Here is a 15,346-nt window from a genome sequence, read left to right as displayed (position 1 = left end):
CAATTTCGTTTAAGATACGGAAACACATAGGAGGGAAAACATGAACAAGGGGCGCGTTGTGAATATAACAGGGCCGGTCGTTGACATTGAGTTCGAACGTGGACACCTCCCTGAGATTTTGAATGCGATCAAGATTGAAAGAAAAGCGCAAAATGACAGCGAACGCGATATCAGCCTGACGGTTGAAGCGGCTGTTCATCTTGGCGACAACATGGTACGTTGTATTGCGATGTCTACCACTGACGGTTTGGTTCGCGGTATGGAAGCCGTCGATACCGGCGCAGCGATTTCCGTTCCGGTAGGCGCAGCCACACTCGGCCGCGTGTTTAACGTTCTTGGGGAGCCGATTGACAACAATCCGAACGTGGACCGCACACTGACTAGCCCGATTCATAAAGCCGCACCGGCTTTTGAGAACTTGTCTACACAAGCTGAAATTCTCGAAACAGGTATTAAAGTTATCGACTTGATGGCGCCATACGCCAAAGGCGGTAAGATTGGTCTGTTCGGAGGCGCAGGCGTAGGTAAAACCGTTACCATGCAGGAGCTTATCCATAATATCGCGCAAGAACACGGCGGTATTTCCGTATTCGCTGGTGTAGGCGAGAGAACGCGTGAAGGTAACGATTTGTACCATGAGATGAAAGATTCGGGCGTTATTTCGAAAACGGCAATGGTGTTCGGCCAGATGAACGAGCCGCCGGGCGCGCGTCTTCGTGTCGCTTTGACGGGTCTGACGATGGCGGAATATTTCCGTGACGAAGAGGGCCGCGACGTTCTGTTATTTATCGACAATATCTTCCGCTTTACCCAAGCGGGTTCCGAGGTATCCGCGCTTCTCGGCCGTATGCCTTCTGCGGTTGGTTATCAGCCGACGCTGGCTACGGAGATGGGTCAGCTGCAAGAGCGGATTACTTCGACAAAGAAAGGTTCCGTTACGTCCATTCAGGCGATCTATGTTCCTGCGGATGACTATACGGACCCTGCTCCGGCAACGGCGTTCGCGCACTTGGATGCAACGACGAACTTGGAGCGCAGCATCGCCTCCAAAGGTATTTTCCCGGCTGTTGACCCATTGGCTTCGTCTTCCCGGATTCTGACGCCGGAAATTCTCGGTGAAGAGCACTACCAGGTGGCTCAAGGCGTGAAGAAAATTCTTCAGCGCTACAAAGAGCTTCTCGATATTATCGCCATCTTGGGCATGGATGAGTTGTCCGATGAGGATAAGCTGGTCGTGCACCGTGCACGCCGTATTGAGTTGTTCCTGTCCCAACCGCTGCACGTTGCCGAACCGTTCAACGGTATTCCTGGCGTTTACGTACCGGTTAAAGAAACCGTACGCAGCTTCAAGGAAATTCTTGAAGGCAAACATGACGATCTTCCGGAACCGGCGTTCCACAACGTGGGAACGATCGAAGACGCTATCGAAAAAGCGAAGACGCTGTAAAAACGCAGCATAAGCTTACGAAGCCGTTTGTCCTTGGACAAACTTAGTCAATGCTTACGATGCGGTTTGCTCAAGAGCAAACTCTTAGGAGGGGAATCCAAGTGAGCACATTCCTGTTGGAAATTGTAACCCCGGAGCGTAAAGTGTATGCCGAAGAGGCGAACATGATCGTTGTGAAGGGTGTTGAAGGGGAGCTTGGAATTCTGCCTAATCACATTCCGCTGGTCACTCCTTTAAAAGTTGCGCCGGTTACCGTGAAAAAGCAAGGCGCTAAGGACGAATACATCGCGGTAAACGGCGGTTTTATGGAAGTGCGAAAGGATAAAGTGGTTATTCTGGCGGAAAGCGCCGAGCTGCCGGATCAAATCAATCTCGAGCGGGCGCAGGCGGCCAAAGAACGCGCGCAGCAGCGTTTGTCCGCAGCCAAGCAGGACCAAATCGATTTCAAGCGTGCCGAGCTTGCTTTACAGCGGGCGATGAATAGAATCGAGGTATACGGTAAAAAATAATAGTAATGATTGACAAAAGCGAGGGAATATGCTTCCTTCGCTTTTTTACATTAGAATTGTCTGAAAATGTTAGACACCCCAAAAGGCATTTGTTATAATTGGGAAGGCATATATTAACAGTAGTTATACAAGCGATAAGAAAACTTGAACAATGGGGCTGCGTAAGGTACCCTTATGTTAGGTTGTGTTTTCAAATCGTTTGTAGGACTAAAGTAGTAGACGGTTCGCAGCAAGTTGCGTGCCGGACACGAAAAGATATACAGGGAGGCGGTTCGTTCACGATGTATATGAACAACTATGTGGTCGTAACGTTTTTTCTCTTGTTGGGCGTGTTACTCCCTATCGCTGCGCTTGGTATCGGGCGTTTGCTCCGGCCAAATAAGCCTGTCGAAGCGAAGTATACGACTTATGAAAGCGGTAACGTACCTATAGGCGAGGGGCAAATTCGCTTCAATATCCGGTACTACCTATTTGCGTTGATGTTTGTTATTTTTGATGTTGAAACCGTGTTCTTGTACCCATGGGCCGTTGCCTACAAGCAATTGGGCTTGTTTGCGCTTGTGGAAATGTGTATTTTTGTTGGATTGTTGATCATTGGCTTGCTTTACGCCTGGAAGAAGAAGGTGCTGCAATGGACTTCAATTTAGCAAATATTACACCGGAGGAACGGCAGGAACTCGAACGTAATGTATTCATGACGACATTGGAGCAGATTAAAGCTTGGGCACGAAGCAATTCTTTGTGGCCGCTGACATTTGGACTTGCTTGCTGTGCTATAGAGATGATGGGAACAGGTGCATCGCACTATGACTTGGACCGTTTCGGGGTGATTTTCCGGACTTCTCCAAGGCAGTCCGATGTGATGATCGTTGCCGGGACGGTAACGAAGAAAATGGCTCCGCTGCTGCGGCGCTTGTATGACCAAATGCCGGAACCCAAATGGGTGATCGCCATGGGCTCCTGTGCTACGGCGGGCGGCCCTTATGTAAAATCGTATGCGGTAGTGAAGGGCGTCGATCAGATCGTGCCGGTGGATGTATATATCCCTGGCTGTCCGCCGAATCCGGCCGCTTTAATATACGGAATTAACAAGCTGCAGGAAAAAATCCGCTACGAAGCCAAAACGGGTAAGCAGGTGACCAATCGATGAGCGAGGAGCAAAAGCGAGATCAATCGGGCAGCCCTGAAGCTGACATGCAAAAGCCTAAGGCAGAAGGTGAAGCGTCCGCGCCGATGAGCGGCGAGCCTGCCGCTGTTGACGGCGCCGAAGTCACAAAAACGGGGGGCGCCGGAGAACCCCCAGGCGGTTATGCCTCCGCCGATGCGCCGAAGCCGAAGGAACCGAAAGCATCCGCCGCTGCATCTGAGCCTGTGGAGCCTCAGACCGCTAAGGGGGAGCCGGGAGACGCTCCGGCGGCGGAGAAAGCTGCTCCCAGCGATGCTGAGAAAGAGGCAAAGGCAAAGGCCGCCGCTGAGGCAAGAGCAGCCCGGGCTAATGCGCGTGCCGCGAAGAAGGAAGAGGCGGGGACCGAAGCACCGAAGGAGCCGTCGCCGAATCAGCCGCAGTTGGACCGGATCGTCGCCATCCTGAAAGGGTTCGGGGAAGATCTGGTGCAGGAAGCGTATATTAATGAAAAGGGCGGACACATCCCTTATCTTATCATCAAAGGTGACGAATGGCCGGCCGTTGCAGAGCAGTTGAAAACTCATCCGGAGCTCAAGCTGAATTATTTGCGCAATGTGTCCGGTATCGATATGGAAACGCACCTGGAAGTGGCGTACCATCTGATCTCTCTTGAGACCAAACGGGAATATTGCGTCAAAATCAAGACCGACCGGGAGGCTCCGTCCATTCCTTCGGTCACATCGGTATGGCCTACGGCGAACTGGAATGAAAGAGAAATATACGACTTATTCGGCATCGATTTTCCGGGACATCCCGACCTGCGCAGAATTATGATGGCTGACGATTGGGTAGGCCATCCGCTTCGCAAAGATTATGAACCGCTCGACCCGGAGGTGTGATGAAGCTTGGCCATTAGAACGGAAGAGCTGCTATTGAATGTAGGACCGCAGCACCCGAGTACACATGGAGTATTTCGGATTATCGTCAAGTTGGACGGAGAAATCATTACGGAGGCCATACCGGTCATGGGATACCTTCACCGGGGTACGGAGAAGCTGGCTGAGAACCTGACGTATACTCAGATCATTCCGTACACGGACCGAATGGACTATGTATCGGCGATGACGAACAATTATGTGCTTGTCCATGCCGTAGAGCAGCTGATGCAGCTGGAAATTCCGGAACGCGCCGAATTTTTGCGTTTGATCGTCATGGAGCTTCAAAGGATTGCCAGCCATATGGTGTGGTGGGGCACGTATTTACTTGATATTGGAGCCATGAGTCCGTTTTTGTATGCGTTTCGCGACCGTGAAATCATTATCAATCTGTTCAACGAGCTGTGCGGAGCGCGCCTGACCTACAATTACATGCGGGTCGGCGGTGTGAAGTGGGACGCACCCGAGGGCTGGATCGAGAAGGTTCGCGATTTTGTTCCCTATATGAGAGGAAAGCTTGATGAATATCATGAGCTGGTCAGCGGTAATGAAATCTTTCTGGCCAGGATCAAAGGTATCGGAAAGTATGATGCCGAAACAGCTATCGCTTACGGTTTGAGCGGAGCAAACCTGCGTTGTACAGGGGTTGACTGGGATCTGAGGAAGGCTCAGCCTTACAGCTTGTACAACCGTTTTGAATTTGACGTTCCGGTGAGCCATAACGGGGATTGCTACGACCGGTACTTGCTGCGGTTGGAAGAAGTTCGTCAATCTTTGCGTATTCTGGAGCAGGCCGTAGAACAGTTTCCGGCCGAAGGAGAAATTATGGGTAAGGTGCCGCGGGTCATACGTCCTCCAGAAGGTGAGATTTATGCCGCTATCGAATCGCCGCGCGGCGAAATCGGGTGCCATATTATATCCAAAGGCAAGGATAAGCCTTACCGGTTGAAATTCCGCAGGCCATCGTTTGTCAATCTGCAAATTTTGCCTAAGCTGTTGGTTGGCGAAACCATGACGAACTTGATTACGATTCTTGGAGGCATCGATATCGTTGTCGGGGAGGTGGACTGCTGATGCCCGAATTATTACAGCAGCAGTTGACTTGGACGAATGCAGCGATCATGTTCGCTTGGGCCGTCGTCATCCTAATGGTCGTCCTGGGGTTTGTCACTTATGCGATATATTTTGAACGGAAGGTTATCGGCTGGATGCAGCTGCGGATCGGCCCGAACCGCACAGGCCCTCTTGGCTTGCTGCAGAGTGTAGCCGACGTGCTGAAGCTGCTCCTGAAAGAGGATACCATTCCTAAAAAAGCCGAGCGCGAACTCTTTATTCTCGCTCCGGTCATCACGTTTATTCCTGCGTTTATGGTTGTTGCGGTTATACCGTTTACCGAACGATGGATCAGTACGGATATAAATGTAGGCGTGCTTTTTTATGTCGCTTTATCGGGAATTTCCACCATCGGCATCGTGCTGGGAGGCTGGGCATCGAACAATAAATATGCGCTGCTTGGAGGCATGCGCTCTGCGGCGCAAATGATCAGCTACGAAATTCCGCTGGTCATCTCTATTGTAGGCGTCGTCATGATGACCGGCAGCATGAATCTGAACCGGATCGTCGAGGGCCAAGCAGGCGGGTTCTGGCAGTGGAACTTCCTGCCCCAAATCATAGGGTTTGCCGTATTTGTCGTCGCGGCGATCTCCGAGCTCAACCGGACGCCTTTCGACTTGCCTGAGGCGGAATCCGAGCTGGTTGCAGGGTATCACGTGGAATACAGCGGCTTTCGGTTTGCGTTCTTCATGCTTGCCGAATATGTATATGTATTTGCCATTGCCGGGCTGACGACAGCGCTTTTTCTGGGAGGATGGCAAGCTCCGCTCCCGTTTTTGGATTTTATCCCGGGTATCGTTTGGTTCCTGCTTAAGTTTTCGTTTATCGTTTTCGTGCTGTTTTGGCTCCGGGCTACGCTGCCGCGGGTTCGTGTAGATCAATTGATGGGCCTTGGCTGGAAGGTGCTGCTGCCGCTCGCGTTAGTGAACATTTTTGTAACGGCCATTTATATGGCCGTCGCCATGTAATTGCTGCCTGCTGCCGGATGCTGAATACGAAAGGGTGAATCGAGATGAAGGGCATCATAAAAGGGCTCGGCGTGACGTTAAAAGGTTTGACCTCCAAAAAAGTAACTTATGCTTACCCCGACGTTCCGCTGGAAATGCCGGACCGGTTTAGAGGAATCCAGCATTTTGACCCTGAGAAGTGTATCGTATGCAATCAATGCGCACGCATTTGTCCCACCGAATGTATTAATTTGGTAGGCAAGCCGAACCCGGACCCTGAGAAAAAGGGAAAGGTCATTGATACGTACGACATCAATTTTGAAATTTGTATCTTGTGCGATTTGTGTACCGAGGTATGCCCGACAGAAGCGATCGTGATGACGAACAACTTCGAGCTGAGTACCTACAGCCGGGACGATTTGTTCAAAAATTTGGAGTGGCTGAACGAAAATAACACTAACGTGCGTAAAGAGAACAATTCGGCGCTTCCGAAAGGCGGGGCGAAGTAAAATGTTCGGAAACATAGCGAATTTTTTATCCAGCGGAGAGAACATTGCGTTCTTTATATGCGCACTGTTTGCCATCGGCGGCGCCATCTTCATGCTCAGCTTCACTAAAGTGGTGCATATGGTGTTGTCGATGGCGCTGACCTTCCTCAGCCTCGCGGGACTTTATTTCGTACTCGAAGCGGAGTTTGTCGGTGTGGTGCAAATCTTGATTTATGCCGGTGCCATTTCGATACTGATGATCTTTGGCATCATGATGACCAAGCATAGGGAAGACGAGGAAGAACCGAAGCGGCCGTGGCACAATGGGCTGCTTCTGGTGGGTGCGGCCGGGCTGTTCGGCATCATATTTTATGCGATACAGCAGTCGCAGATTCCCATCGGCGAGTTTTCTTCCGTACAAGACAATACGATGGAGATCGGGAAGCTATTGTTTACATCGCATGTGATCCCGTTCGAGCTGATGTCGGTGCTGCTCACCGTCGCTTTCATCGGCGCCATCATTATTGCTAAGAGAGAGGAGGATTGATGGCATGGGAGCAAGCGGTTTGGCAACGCCTTATTTGACGTTAGCAGCGATTTTGTTCTGTATCGGGCTATATGGCGCGCTGTCGAAAAAGAATGCGGTCATTGTGCTGCTTTCCGTAGAACTGATGCTTAATGCGGTCAATTTGAATCTTGTTGCTTTTTCAAAGCTCGGTGTGAAGCCCGGCTTGACGGGGCAAATATTCTCTCTGTTCAACATCACGGTTGCTGCAGCGGAAGTGGCTGTCGGTATTGCGATTCTTATTGCGTGGTATCGTAACAAAGGGACAACGGATGTCGGCGAGATGGATTCGATGAAGCGATAAGATGGCTTGAGCCGCAGTTGTTTGCCGTACTTGCGGCAGCCTCGCGGCCGAAGCGAACGCTTAGAGGAGGACTTAAGCTCATGGTATCGGCATACTCGCAATACGCCTGGCTGATCCCGTTGTTTCCCTTGCTGTCGTTTCTGATTTTAACGGCGGCAGGACGCTCCTTGCGGGATGCAGGCGCTTATATCAGTATTGTAGCCGGGTTCGCATCGTTTGTTTTAGCGGTTCTCGTTTTTTGGGAGCGCATCGGCGGACAGGTAGAAAATTTCACGTGGAACAATTGGGAGTGGGTCAAACTCGGCGACGTGTCGCTGAAGATGGGCTTTGAGGTGACCAACCTGAATGCCCTGATGCTGGTGATCGTCACATTGGTGAGCCTGCTCGTCAACATTTACTCCAAAGGCTATATGCATGACGACGAACGGATCAATGTGTTTTTTGCATACATAGCGCTGTTTACTTTCTCCATGCTCGGACTGGTCATTTCTGAGAATTTGGTGCAGCTCTACATCTTTTGGGAGCTGGTCGGCGTCTGTTCATTCCTGCTCGTCGGTTTCTGGTACTTCAAACCGGAAGCGAGAGCTGCCGCGAAGAAGGCGTTTATCGTTACCCGGATCGGCGATGTGGGACTGTTTATCGGGATCCTTCTGCTGTTTTGGTTCATGCCGAACAACGCGCTCGATTTCACTTCCATTAGCAACGCTTTTGAGAGCGGCCAAATTCCGGATCATATCGCAACATGGGTAGCGATTTTGATCTTCATCGGGGCGATTGGGAAATCCGGTCAATTTCCGCTGCACACATGGCTTCCGGATGCCATGGAAGGCCCGACGCCGATCAGTGCTTTGATTCATGCCGCTACGATGGTAGCCGCCGGTGTTTATCTTGTGGCGCGGACATTTGATATTTTTACGGCTTCGGCAACGGCGTTAACCGTGGTTGCAGCCGTTGGAGCCTTTACGGCAATCTTTGCCGCCACGATCGGTACGGCACAAAACGATATCAAGCGTATTCTGGCCTACTCGACGGTAAGCCAGCTCGGTTATATGATGATGGCGCTCGGCATCGGTACGGCCGCGGCTTATACGGCAGGGATTTTTCATTTGTTTACCCATGCGTTCTTCAAGGCTTTGCTGTTCCTTGGAGCCGGCAGCGTCATCCATGCGGTCCATACGCAAAATATTCATGAAATGGGCGGCGTCGGCCGCAAAATGAAAGTCACCGCGTGGACATTTGCTATCGGCGCCTTGGCCTTAAGCGGAATCGCCCCGCTCTCCGGCTTCTGGTCGAAGGATGCCATTCTCACGGAAGCCTATCTTACCGGGCATTACGGTCTGCTTACGGTGGGGCTGATCGCGGCGTTTTTCACCGCATTTTATATGTCGCGTTTATTCTTCCTGGTGTTCATGGGCAAGCCTCGTCAGGACCAGCACGGCGTGCATGAATCACCTGCATCCATGACGTTCCCCTTATGGGTGTTGGCAGTGCTTGCTGTGGCGGCCGGGTTTGTGTTTACACCGTTCAATCCATGGCTCGGCGGCTGGTTGACGGGACATGGGCCGGAAGAGCATGTTTCCGTGTTCGTCATCCTCATGTCGAATGTGGTTGGGCTGCTCGGCATCGGTCTTGGATATCTGGTTTACATGAAACGCACCATCCCGGCAGATGCGGTTTCATCCAGGGCTCCTTGGCTGTACGCTCTTTTGAACCGGAAGTTCTACATCGACGAGCTGTATCAAGCCGTTGTCGTTCGTCCTTTGCAAGGCCTCGGTCAACTGTTGCATTTGTTCGACATTTATGTGGTTGACGGTGCGGTTCGTTTGTCCAGCCATGCAGTGAACGGGCTCGGACGTCTCGGTTCCCGTATGCAGAACGGACAGGTACAGTCCTACGGTTTGGTTACGCTGATCGGGTTGATCATCATCATGCTGGCCATAGCCGGAAGGAGGTTCCTCGATGCCGGATAACTTTCCGATCCTATCATTCATAGCTTTTTCACCGCTTATCGGTGTGCTGATTCTGATGTTCCTGCCCAAAACGCAGGGCGGATGGATCAAGACGACAGCGATTGTGGTTACACTCATTCCGCTGCTGCTGTCCGGTTGGCTGTACTCTCAATTTAATCCGGGTCTGGAGGGCATGCAGTTTAAAGAAGAGCTCCCCTGGATTCATGTGCCCTTGAATAAGGAAACGCAGGGGCTCAGCCAATTGACCTCGTTCTTCTTCGAGTTCAACTATGCGATGGCGGTGGATGGCATTTCGCTCCCACTGGTGTTCCTAACGGCGCTGGTAGCCACCATGGCTGCACTCGCTTCGGTCAACATTAAGAAACGGTGGAAATCGTATTTCATCTTGTTCTTATTGCTGGAAACCGGTATGCTGGGCGTGTTTATGTCCCAAGATCTGTTTTTGTTCTTTGTATTCTTTGAGCTGACGCTGATTCCGATGTTCTTTCTGGTGGGCATCTGGGGGTTCAAGGATCGGGAGCGCGCGGCGAACAAATTCCTGATTTATAACGGAATCGGCTCGGCGATTATGCTGATTTCTTTCTTGATCCTGGTCAGCACGGCAGGCTTCAGTCAGACCGTTCACGATAACGGTGTATCGATCCATTACTCCGGCAGTTTGAACGTCATTATGGAGAACTTGTTCCAGAACGCGGATGCGTACGTGAACCAAGGGGATCTGGAAGGCAATCCGTTCTTCTTGAGCGAAACGATGAAATGGTCGCTGTTCCTCATGCTGCTTGTTGCCTTCGGCATTAAGCTGCCTGTATTCCCGTTCCATACTTGGATGCTTAAGGTGCACACCGAAGCGCCGCCCGCCGTGGTTATGATCCACTCCGGCATCCTGTTGAAAATGGGCGCATACGGCTTGATCCGCTTTGGCGTTCTGCTGTTTCCCCAGCAAGCGATGCAGTGGGCCACCGTGCTTGCCATGTTGGGTGTCATCAACATTTTGTACGGGGCGGTTCTTGCTTTTGTACAGCGGGAGTTCAGATTGGTTCTCGCCTATTCCAGTATAAGCCACATGGGAATTGTACTTTTGGGGATTGCGGCGTTCAATACGATCGGCCTGCAGGGCGCGGTTTTCCAACTCATCTCCCACGGTTTGATTTCCGCACTGATGTTCCTGATCGTGGGCAGCATTTACGAGCGGACACACACCACCCGGCTTGATGAGCTTGGGGGCTTGGCCAAATCCGTGCCATTCATTTCGGGCATACTGCTTGTAGCCGGGATGGCGTCTTTGGGATTGCCAGGCTTGTCCGGATTTATCAGCGAGTTTCTGGCGTTCTTGGGGCTGTTCGAAACGCAAAAAATCATGACGGCGATAGGAGCTCTTGGCATTATTCTGACGGCAGTCTATGTACTGCGAGGGGTGCTTGCCATCACTTACGGACCGTTTGGAAGCGAACTGCCTCAGATGCGGGATGCGCGGCTGATTGAGGCGATACCGATGATTACGCTGGTTGCCTTCATCGTAGTGCTCGGGATCTATCCAAGCATATTAAGCGATCCGCTGCATCAAACCGTCAGCAGTTTCAATCAATTCATTCACAGCGTAGCGAAGATGGGGGGTTAGACCGGTGGAACAGATACGTCTTCAAGCCAGCGATTTGATCCTGCTGGCCCCGGAGCTCACGCTAGTCATCGCTGCTGTCGTACTGTCGCTTATCGATTTGTTTCTTCCGAACAAAGCGAGCCGCACGTGGCTCGGTTGGCTGTCGCTTGCCAGCATCGTGATATCCGCTGTCTTTGTCGTTTCTTACCTGAACCCGGCAGAGCCAAAGCAGCTGCTGCAGTTCAGCTACCGGATCGACGATTTTGCAAATATCATCAAGCTGGTGCTGCTAACGGGCGCGGGGCTCATCACCTTCATGAGCATCGGCTCGGTGAAGGAAGAAAACATTCCTCACATCGGGGAGTTTTATTACCTGCTGCTGCCTGCCACGCTCGGCGGGATGATTATGGCCTCTTCCGGCGATCTGATTACGCTATTCGTCGGTCTGGAGCTGCTTAGCATTACCTCCTACATTTTGGTGGCCATGAACAAAAAGAATGTGCAGTCCAACGAAGGAGCTTTTAAGTACCTTGTGCTCGGAAGCATCTCTTCGGCCGTCATCCTGTACGGGATGTCGTTTCTTTACGGGATGTCGGGATCCACGACAGTAAGTGAAATCAACGCTGCCCTGGGACAGAGCACACAGGGAATGCTCCCCCTGATTTACTTGAGCTTCTTCCTTCTTGTGGCGGGCTTTGGCTTCAAGGTAGCGGCGGCTCCGTTTCATATGTGGTCGCCGGATGTATATCAAGGCGCATCTACACCAGTTACCGCGTTTCTTGCGGTCGTGTCCAAAGCGGCGGCATTTGCCATCCTGTTTCGTTTGATGTACAACATCTATATGGTCGGGGACTTGATGAGTTTGCCGATTCATCAGGATATCATGACAACTTTGATGGCGGTTGCTGCGACGGCGATGGTTGTCGGTAACTTCGTCGCTTTGAGGCAGACGCATATGAAACGGCTCATGGCTTACTCCGGAATTGCCAATGCGGGTTATTTGCTGGTTCCCATTGCGATTCAGTTCTCGATGATGCAGTATTCGAACTTTGCCCAGTTTACGTATTACTTGATTGCGTACTTGTTCATGAACATCGGTATTTTCGCGGTGCTGATGATCATCGAGCGCTCTACGGGCGATGAAGCCCTGAAAGGTCTCGCGGGATTATACTACAGGGCTCCGGGTACGGCGGTTGCCGCGGTGCTTCTGGTACTGTCCTTGGCGGGCTTACCCGTGACCGGGGGTTTCTTCGGGAAGCTGTATATTCTGCTTGCAACCATTTGGACGCAGCATTATTGGCTGGCTGCGGTGATGATCGGAACGAGCATCGTAGCGTATTACTTCTATTTCGGATTCATCCGGCAGATGTTCATGCGCAGCGATTATGAAGCCCGGGAAGTTCATGTGTCGCTGCCGCTGGGCATCACGATGTGGCTGTGTGCCGGGGTAAGCGTTCTGATCGGTCTGTTCCCTCAATGGGTTATAGGCTATATTGAACGCATTTTCTCGCTAACACAGGATCTGTTTATGTTTTATTAATTGAAGTTTTGTTCTTCGTCAAAGCTCGGTTCTTCCTTTATGGGAGGACCGAGCTTTTTGTGGTTATGTCTGATTCGTGAATGTTCCAAACAGGATTTGAATTTCAGTTGCAGGGAATGCGCTTAAAGCTTAGAATGAAATAATGGAGTACGGCATACGAAATCAAAAGAAGGATTTTAAATGCGGATGAATCATATGACTTATAAACATATATTTTTTGTAACATGCCTCAGCCTTGCTTTTGTTCTGGCATGCTCGGGGACTACATATGCTGCGCAAGTGGATGATCCGTTTTATGTACGGCAGACGTACTTGCAGCAAATCGGAATGAATCAAGCGTGGGAAGCGGCGAAGGGGAACAGCAGCCTGACCATAGCGATTGTGGATACGGGAGTTGACTTGGAGCATCCCGATTTAAAACCGAATCTGGTTCCCGGGATTAATCTGATCAACCCGAAGGAGCCTCCGATGGATGACAACGGACACGGTACGAATGTTGCCGGAATTATTGCTGCTGTCGGCAACAATGACCGCGGGATTGCAGGGATGCTTTGGAATGCCCGCATTATGCCCATCAAGGCGCTGGAAGCGGACGGGTCCGGCGGCGAGACAAAGCTCGGCGAAGGGATACGTTATGCCGTTGATCACGGAGCCAAAATCGTGGTGCTTTCGCTTGGATTGAATAAATATTCGGCTTACATGAGCGATATCGTTCGTTATGCCGAAGAGCGGAATGTGCTGCTGGTTGCAGCTACAGGCAACGAAGGAAACCGGGTTAAATATCCGGCTGCCTACCCGACGGTTCTTGCTGTAGGCGGCGTTTCGCCTAATGGAGAAGTTGACCGGAAATCCAACACCGGCCCCGAGGTCGATGTAGTAGCGCCTTGGGACGTATTTACGACGGGACTTGGGGGTACATATGAACCGAAAGACGGCACCTCCATGGCTGCGCCGCAGGTGGCCGCGGCGGCGGCACTGGTCTGGTCGCAGCATCCGGAGATGAAGCCTTATCAGATCCGCCAGTGGATTCGGCAAACCGCCCAGGATTTGGGGCCGAAGGGGTGGGATCCGGCTGCGGGATACGGACTGCTTCGAGTGGACCGGCTACTGACCGAACCTTATAGGAGCGATATGTACGAGCCCAATGACCGGAAGGACCAAGCGGCGGCATTATCGATCAGCAAGAAAGTGTCGGCTTCCTTCACCGGCGGGACGGATTCCGACTGGTTCTATATCGAGGCGCCTTATGACGGAACCGTGAATCTGACCTTTGACATGGACAGCAGGTACGGGGTGAATGTGCAGCATACGGACGTTACCGGAGTGCTCGCCAGCAAATCGGTGCGAGGAGGCCAGACGGTTTCCTTCCCGGTTTCAAAAGGACGGGGATTTTACCGACTGCAGTTGAGCGATCGTAACCTTACAGAGGAGATCCCTTATCAATTGACGACTTCGTTTGATATTTACCGTGATCCTTATGAGGACAACGATCTTCAGTATAAAGCTTACGTACTGCCTTCGCGCAGTTTAACGATCAAAGGAACGTTTCATCAAAACGAAGATGTCGATTGGTTTGAATTTCCTGTTCCGCATTCCGGCTCGCTGCGCATCCAATTGTCAACAGATACGGCCCGAATGGACCCCGTGCTGTTAGTTCAGAAGCAGGGAGAGAAATCGATCACGATCGATAAGGCGGATGACGGCGGGACGGAAGTTTACTATCTGCCCGAAGTGTTTCCCGGCAGCTATTACATCCGGATATCCAATGTAAAAGAATACGTCAACCCTGTAGTAGGGGAGTACACTCTTTCCATCGAATACGATGCGAAACTGAACGATCCTAACGAGCCGAACAATCGTTCTTACCAAGCGACGACGGTATCGCTGGAAACGCCATATACCGGCCTGCTCGACAAGCCCGATGACATCGATTGGTTCCAATTCCGCATTGCGGAAGAAAGCTTGGTGCAGATCAGGCTTAGTGACATTCCTGCATCTGTGACCATATATATGGAATTGTATGACGGATCGATGAAAATGATGGCGGGCTCCATGAATAACGCTTCAACGCCAATACAGGAGCTCTCAGGACGCTTTGTACCCGGATCGTATTACCTGAAGCTCAAATCCAACAAGACGTTTACGAATCAGATGTACCAGCTTCAGGTGAATGCCAAACCGCTTACCGGCGGTTATGTGGATATTCGGGGCCATTGGGCGCAAAACGCGATCACAGGCTTAACTGCAAAGCAGGTCGTTGACGGTTATGGCGATTATACGTTCCAGCCCAATCGTGCGATTACCAGGGCGGAAGTAACGGCCGTACTGGCGCGCGCTTTCCAATTAGCCAGGGAGGGAACGAGTGTGTTCTCTGATTTGCCGGCGACGCACTGGGCCTACTCGTATATTGCAAAAGCGTATGAGGCAGGGATGATCGACGGGTATCCGGACCGAACTTTTGCACCTGACCAGCCCGTGACCCGGATGGAAATGACGGCTATGCTGGCCCGCAGTATGAATATGATCGGGAAGTTTAGGGGGTTGTCGCCGTTTGTTGATGTGGATGAGCGCTATTGGGGCAACGGGATTCTTAAACAGATGAAAGCGGAAGGATTGATCAGCGGGTATGCTGACGGGACTTTCAGGCCGGATCAGCAGGCGACGCGAGCCGAGTTTATTCAGCTTTTATACGATGTATTGAATAGATAACACCAAGCTAAGTCAGTTTTGGATAAAAAGATCGATTAACGATGCAAAAACGTGGGTAAAAATGCATGACGGGCCTCCTGTGCCGAATCTTTAACG

The 15,346-nt window shown here is 51.5% G+C and carries 14 protein-coding genes; all 14 read left to right on the top strand.

The features are described 5' to 3' along the window. The first annotated feature begins 40 nt into the window (after positions 1 to 40). The 14 genes from atpD (at position 41) to BLT35_RS16255 (ending at position 15,250) form a co-directional block, all read left to right on the top strand. Positions 41 to 1,447: a F0F1 ATP synthase subunit beta gene (gene atpD, locus BLT35_RS16320; RefSeq protein ID WP_062410169.1), complete on the top strand. Its 1,407-nt coding sequence runs from the start codon at positions 41 to 43 to the stop codon at positions 1,445 to 1,447. Positions 1,448 to 1,548: 101 nt separating this feature from the next. Next, a complete protein-coding gene (locus BLT35_RS16315) occupies positions 1,549 to 1,956 on the top strand; it encodes a F0F1 ATP synthase subunit epsilon (RefSeq protein WP_054817699.1) in 408 nt (135 codons plus the stop codon). 281 nt (positions 1,957 to 2,237) lie between these two features. Then, the gene (locus BLT35_RS16310; protein WP_054817698.1) at positions 2,238 to 2,603 is read left to right on the top strand and encodes an NADH-quinone oxidoreductase subunit A; all 366 of its coding nucleotides are present in this window, start codon (positions 2,238 to 2,240) and stop codon (positions 2,601 to 2,603) included. After that, positions 2,588 to 3,106 carry a NuoB/complex I 20 kDa subunit family protein gene (locus BLT35_RS16305; RefSeq protein ID WP_062410168.1) on the top strand — a complete coding sequence of 173 codons (519 nt, stop codon included), beginning with the start codon at positions 2,588 to 2,590 and terminating at the stop codon, positions 3,104 to 3,106. Before BLT35_RS16310 ends, BLT35_RS16305 begins: the two co-directional genes overlap by 16 nt. Beyond that, positions 3,103 to 3,981, top strand: coding sequence for an NADH-quinone oxidoreductase subunit C (locus BLT35_RS16300; RefSeq protein ID WP_074728981.1), 879 nt, complete (start codon positions 3,103 to 3,105; stop codon positions 3,979 to 3,981). The genes BLT35_RS16305 and BLT35_RS16300 overlap by 4 nt, the downstream gene beginning before the upstream one ends. Before the next feature lie 6 nt (positions 3,982 to 3,987). Continuing rightward, positions 3,988 to 5,091, top strand: a complete 1,104-nt coding sequence (locus BLT35_RS16295; RefSeq protein ID WP_054817695.1) for an NADH-quinone oxidoreductase subunit D — start codon at positions 3,988 to 3,990, stop codon at positions 5,089 to 5,091. Next, positions 5,091 to 6,098 carry an NADH-quinone oxidoreductase subunit NuoH gene (nuoH, locus tag BLT35_RS16290; protein ID WP_074728978.1) on the top strand — a complete coding sequence of 336 codons (1,008 nt, stop codon included), beginning with the start codon at positions 5,091 to 5,093 and terminating at the stop codon, positions 6,096 to 6,098. Before BLT35_RS16295 ends, nuoH begins: the two co-directional genes overlap by 1 nt. A gap of 44 nt (positions 6,099 to 6,142) precedes the next feature. Next, entirely contained in the window at positions 6,143 to 6,586 is a 444-nt protein-coding gene (gene nuoI / locus BLT35_RS16285) for an NADH-quinone oxidoreductase subunit NuoI (protein WP_074728976.1), read from the top strand. 1 nt (position 6,587) lies between these two features. Continuing rightward, complete coding sequence (locus BLT35_RS16280; protein WP_062410164.1) at positions 6,588 to 7,112, top strand: NADH-quinone oxidoreductase subunit J; 525 nt, start codon at positions 6,588 to 6,590, stop codon at positions 7,110 to 7,112. A 4-nt stretch (positions 7,113 to 7,116) separates the two neighbouring features. After that, the gene (nuoK, locus tag BLT35_RS16275) at positions 7,117 to 7,434 is read left to right on the top strand and encodes an NADH-quinone oxidoreductase subunit NuoK (RefSeq protein ID WP_054817693.1); all 318 of its coding nucleotides are present in this window, start codon (positions 7,117 to 7,119) and stop codon (positions 7,432 to 7,434) included. A gap of 80 nt (positions 7,435 to 7,514) precedes the next feature. Then, a complete protein-coding gene (nuoL, locus tag BLT35_RS16270) occupies positions 7,515 to 9,404 on the top strand; it encodes an NADH-quinone oxidoreductase subunit L (protein ID WP_074728974.1) in 1,890 nt (629 codons plus the stop codon). Beyond that, positions 9,394 to 11,022: a complex I subunit 4 family protein gene (locus BLT35_RS16265; protein ID WP_074728972.1), complete on the top strand. Its 1,629-nt coding sequence runs from the start codon at positions 9,394 to 9,396 to the stop codon at positions 11,020 to 11,022. Before nuoL ends, BLT35_RS16265 begins: the two co-directional genes overlap by 11 nt. A 4-nt stretch (positions 11,023 to 11,026) precedes the next feature. Further along, complete coding sequence (locus BLT35_RS16260; RefSeq protein ID WP_062410161.1) at positions 11,027 to 12,541, top strand: NADH-quinone oxidoreductase subunit N; 1,515 nt, start codon at positions 11,027 to 11,029, stop codon at positions 12,539 to 12,541. Between the two features lie 195 nt (positions 12,542 to 12,736). Further along, positions 12,737 to 15,250: a S8 family serine peptidase gene (locus BLT35_RS16255; RefSeq protein WP_254777584.1), complete on the top strand. Its 2,514-nt coding sequence runs from the start codon at positions 12,737 to 12,739 to the stop codon at positions 15,248 to 15,250. Positions 15,251 to 15,346: the final 96 nt, after the last annotated feature.

It is taken from the genome of Paenibacillus naphthalenovorans (genome assembly GCF_900099895.1).
Lineage (GTDB): Bacteria > Bacillota > Bacilli > Paenibacillales > NBRC-103111 > Paenibacillus_G > Paenibacillus_G naphthalenovorans.
Note: the sequence above shows the minus strand (reverse complement) of the source record. Positions and strands in the feature narration are given on the sequence as shown.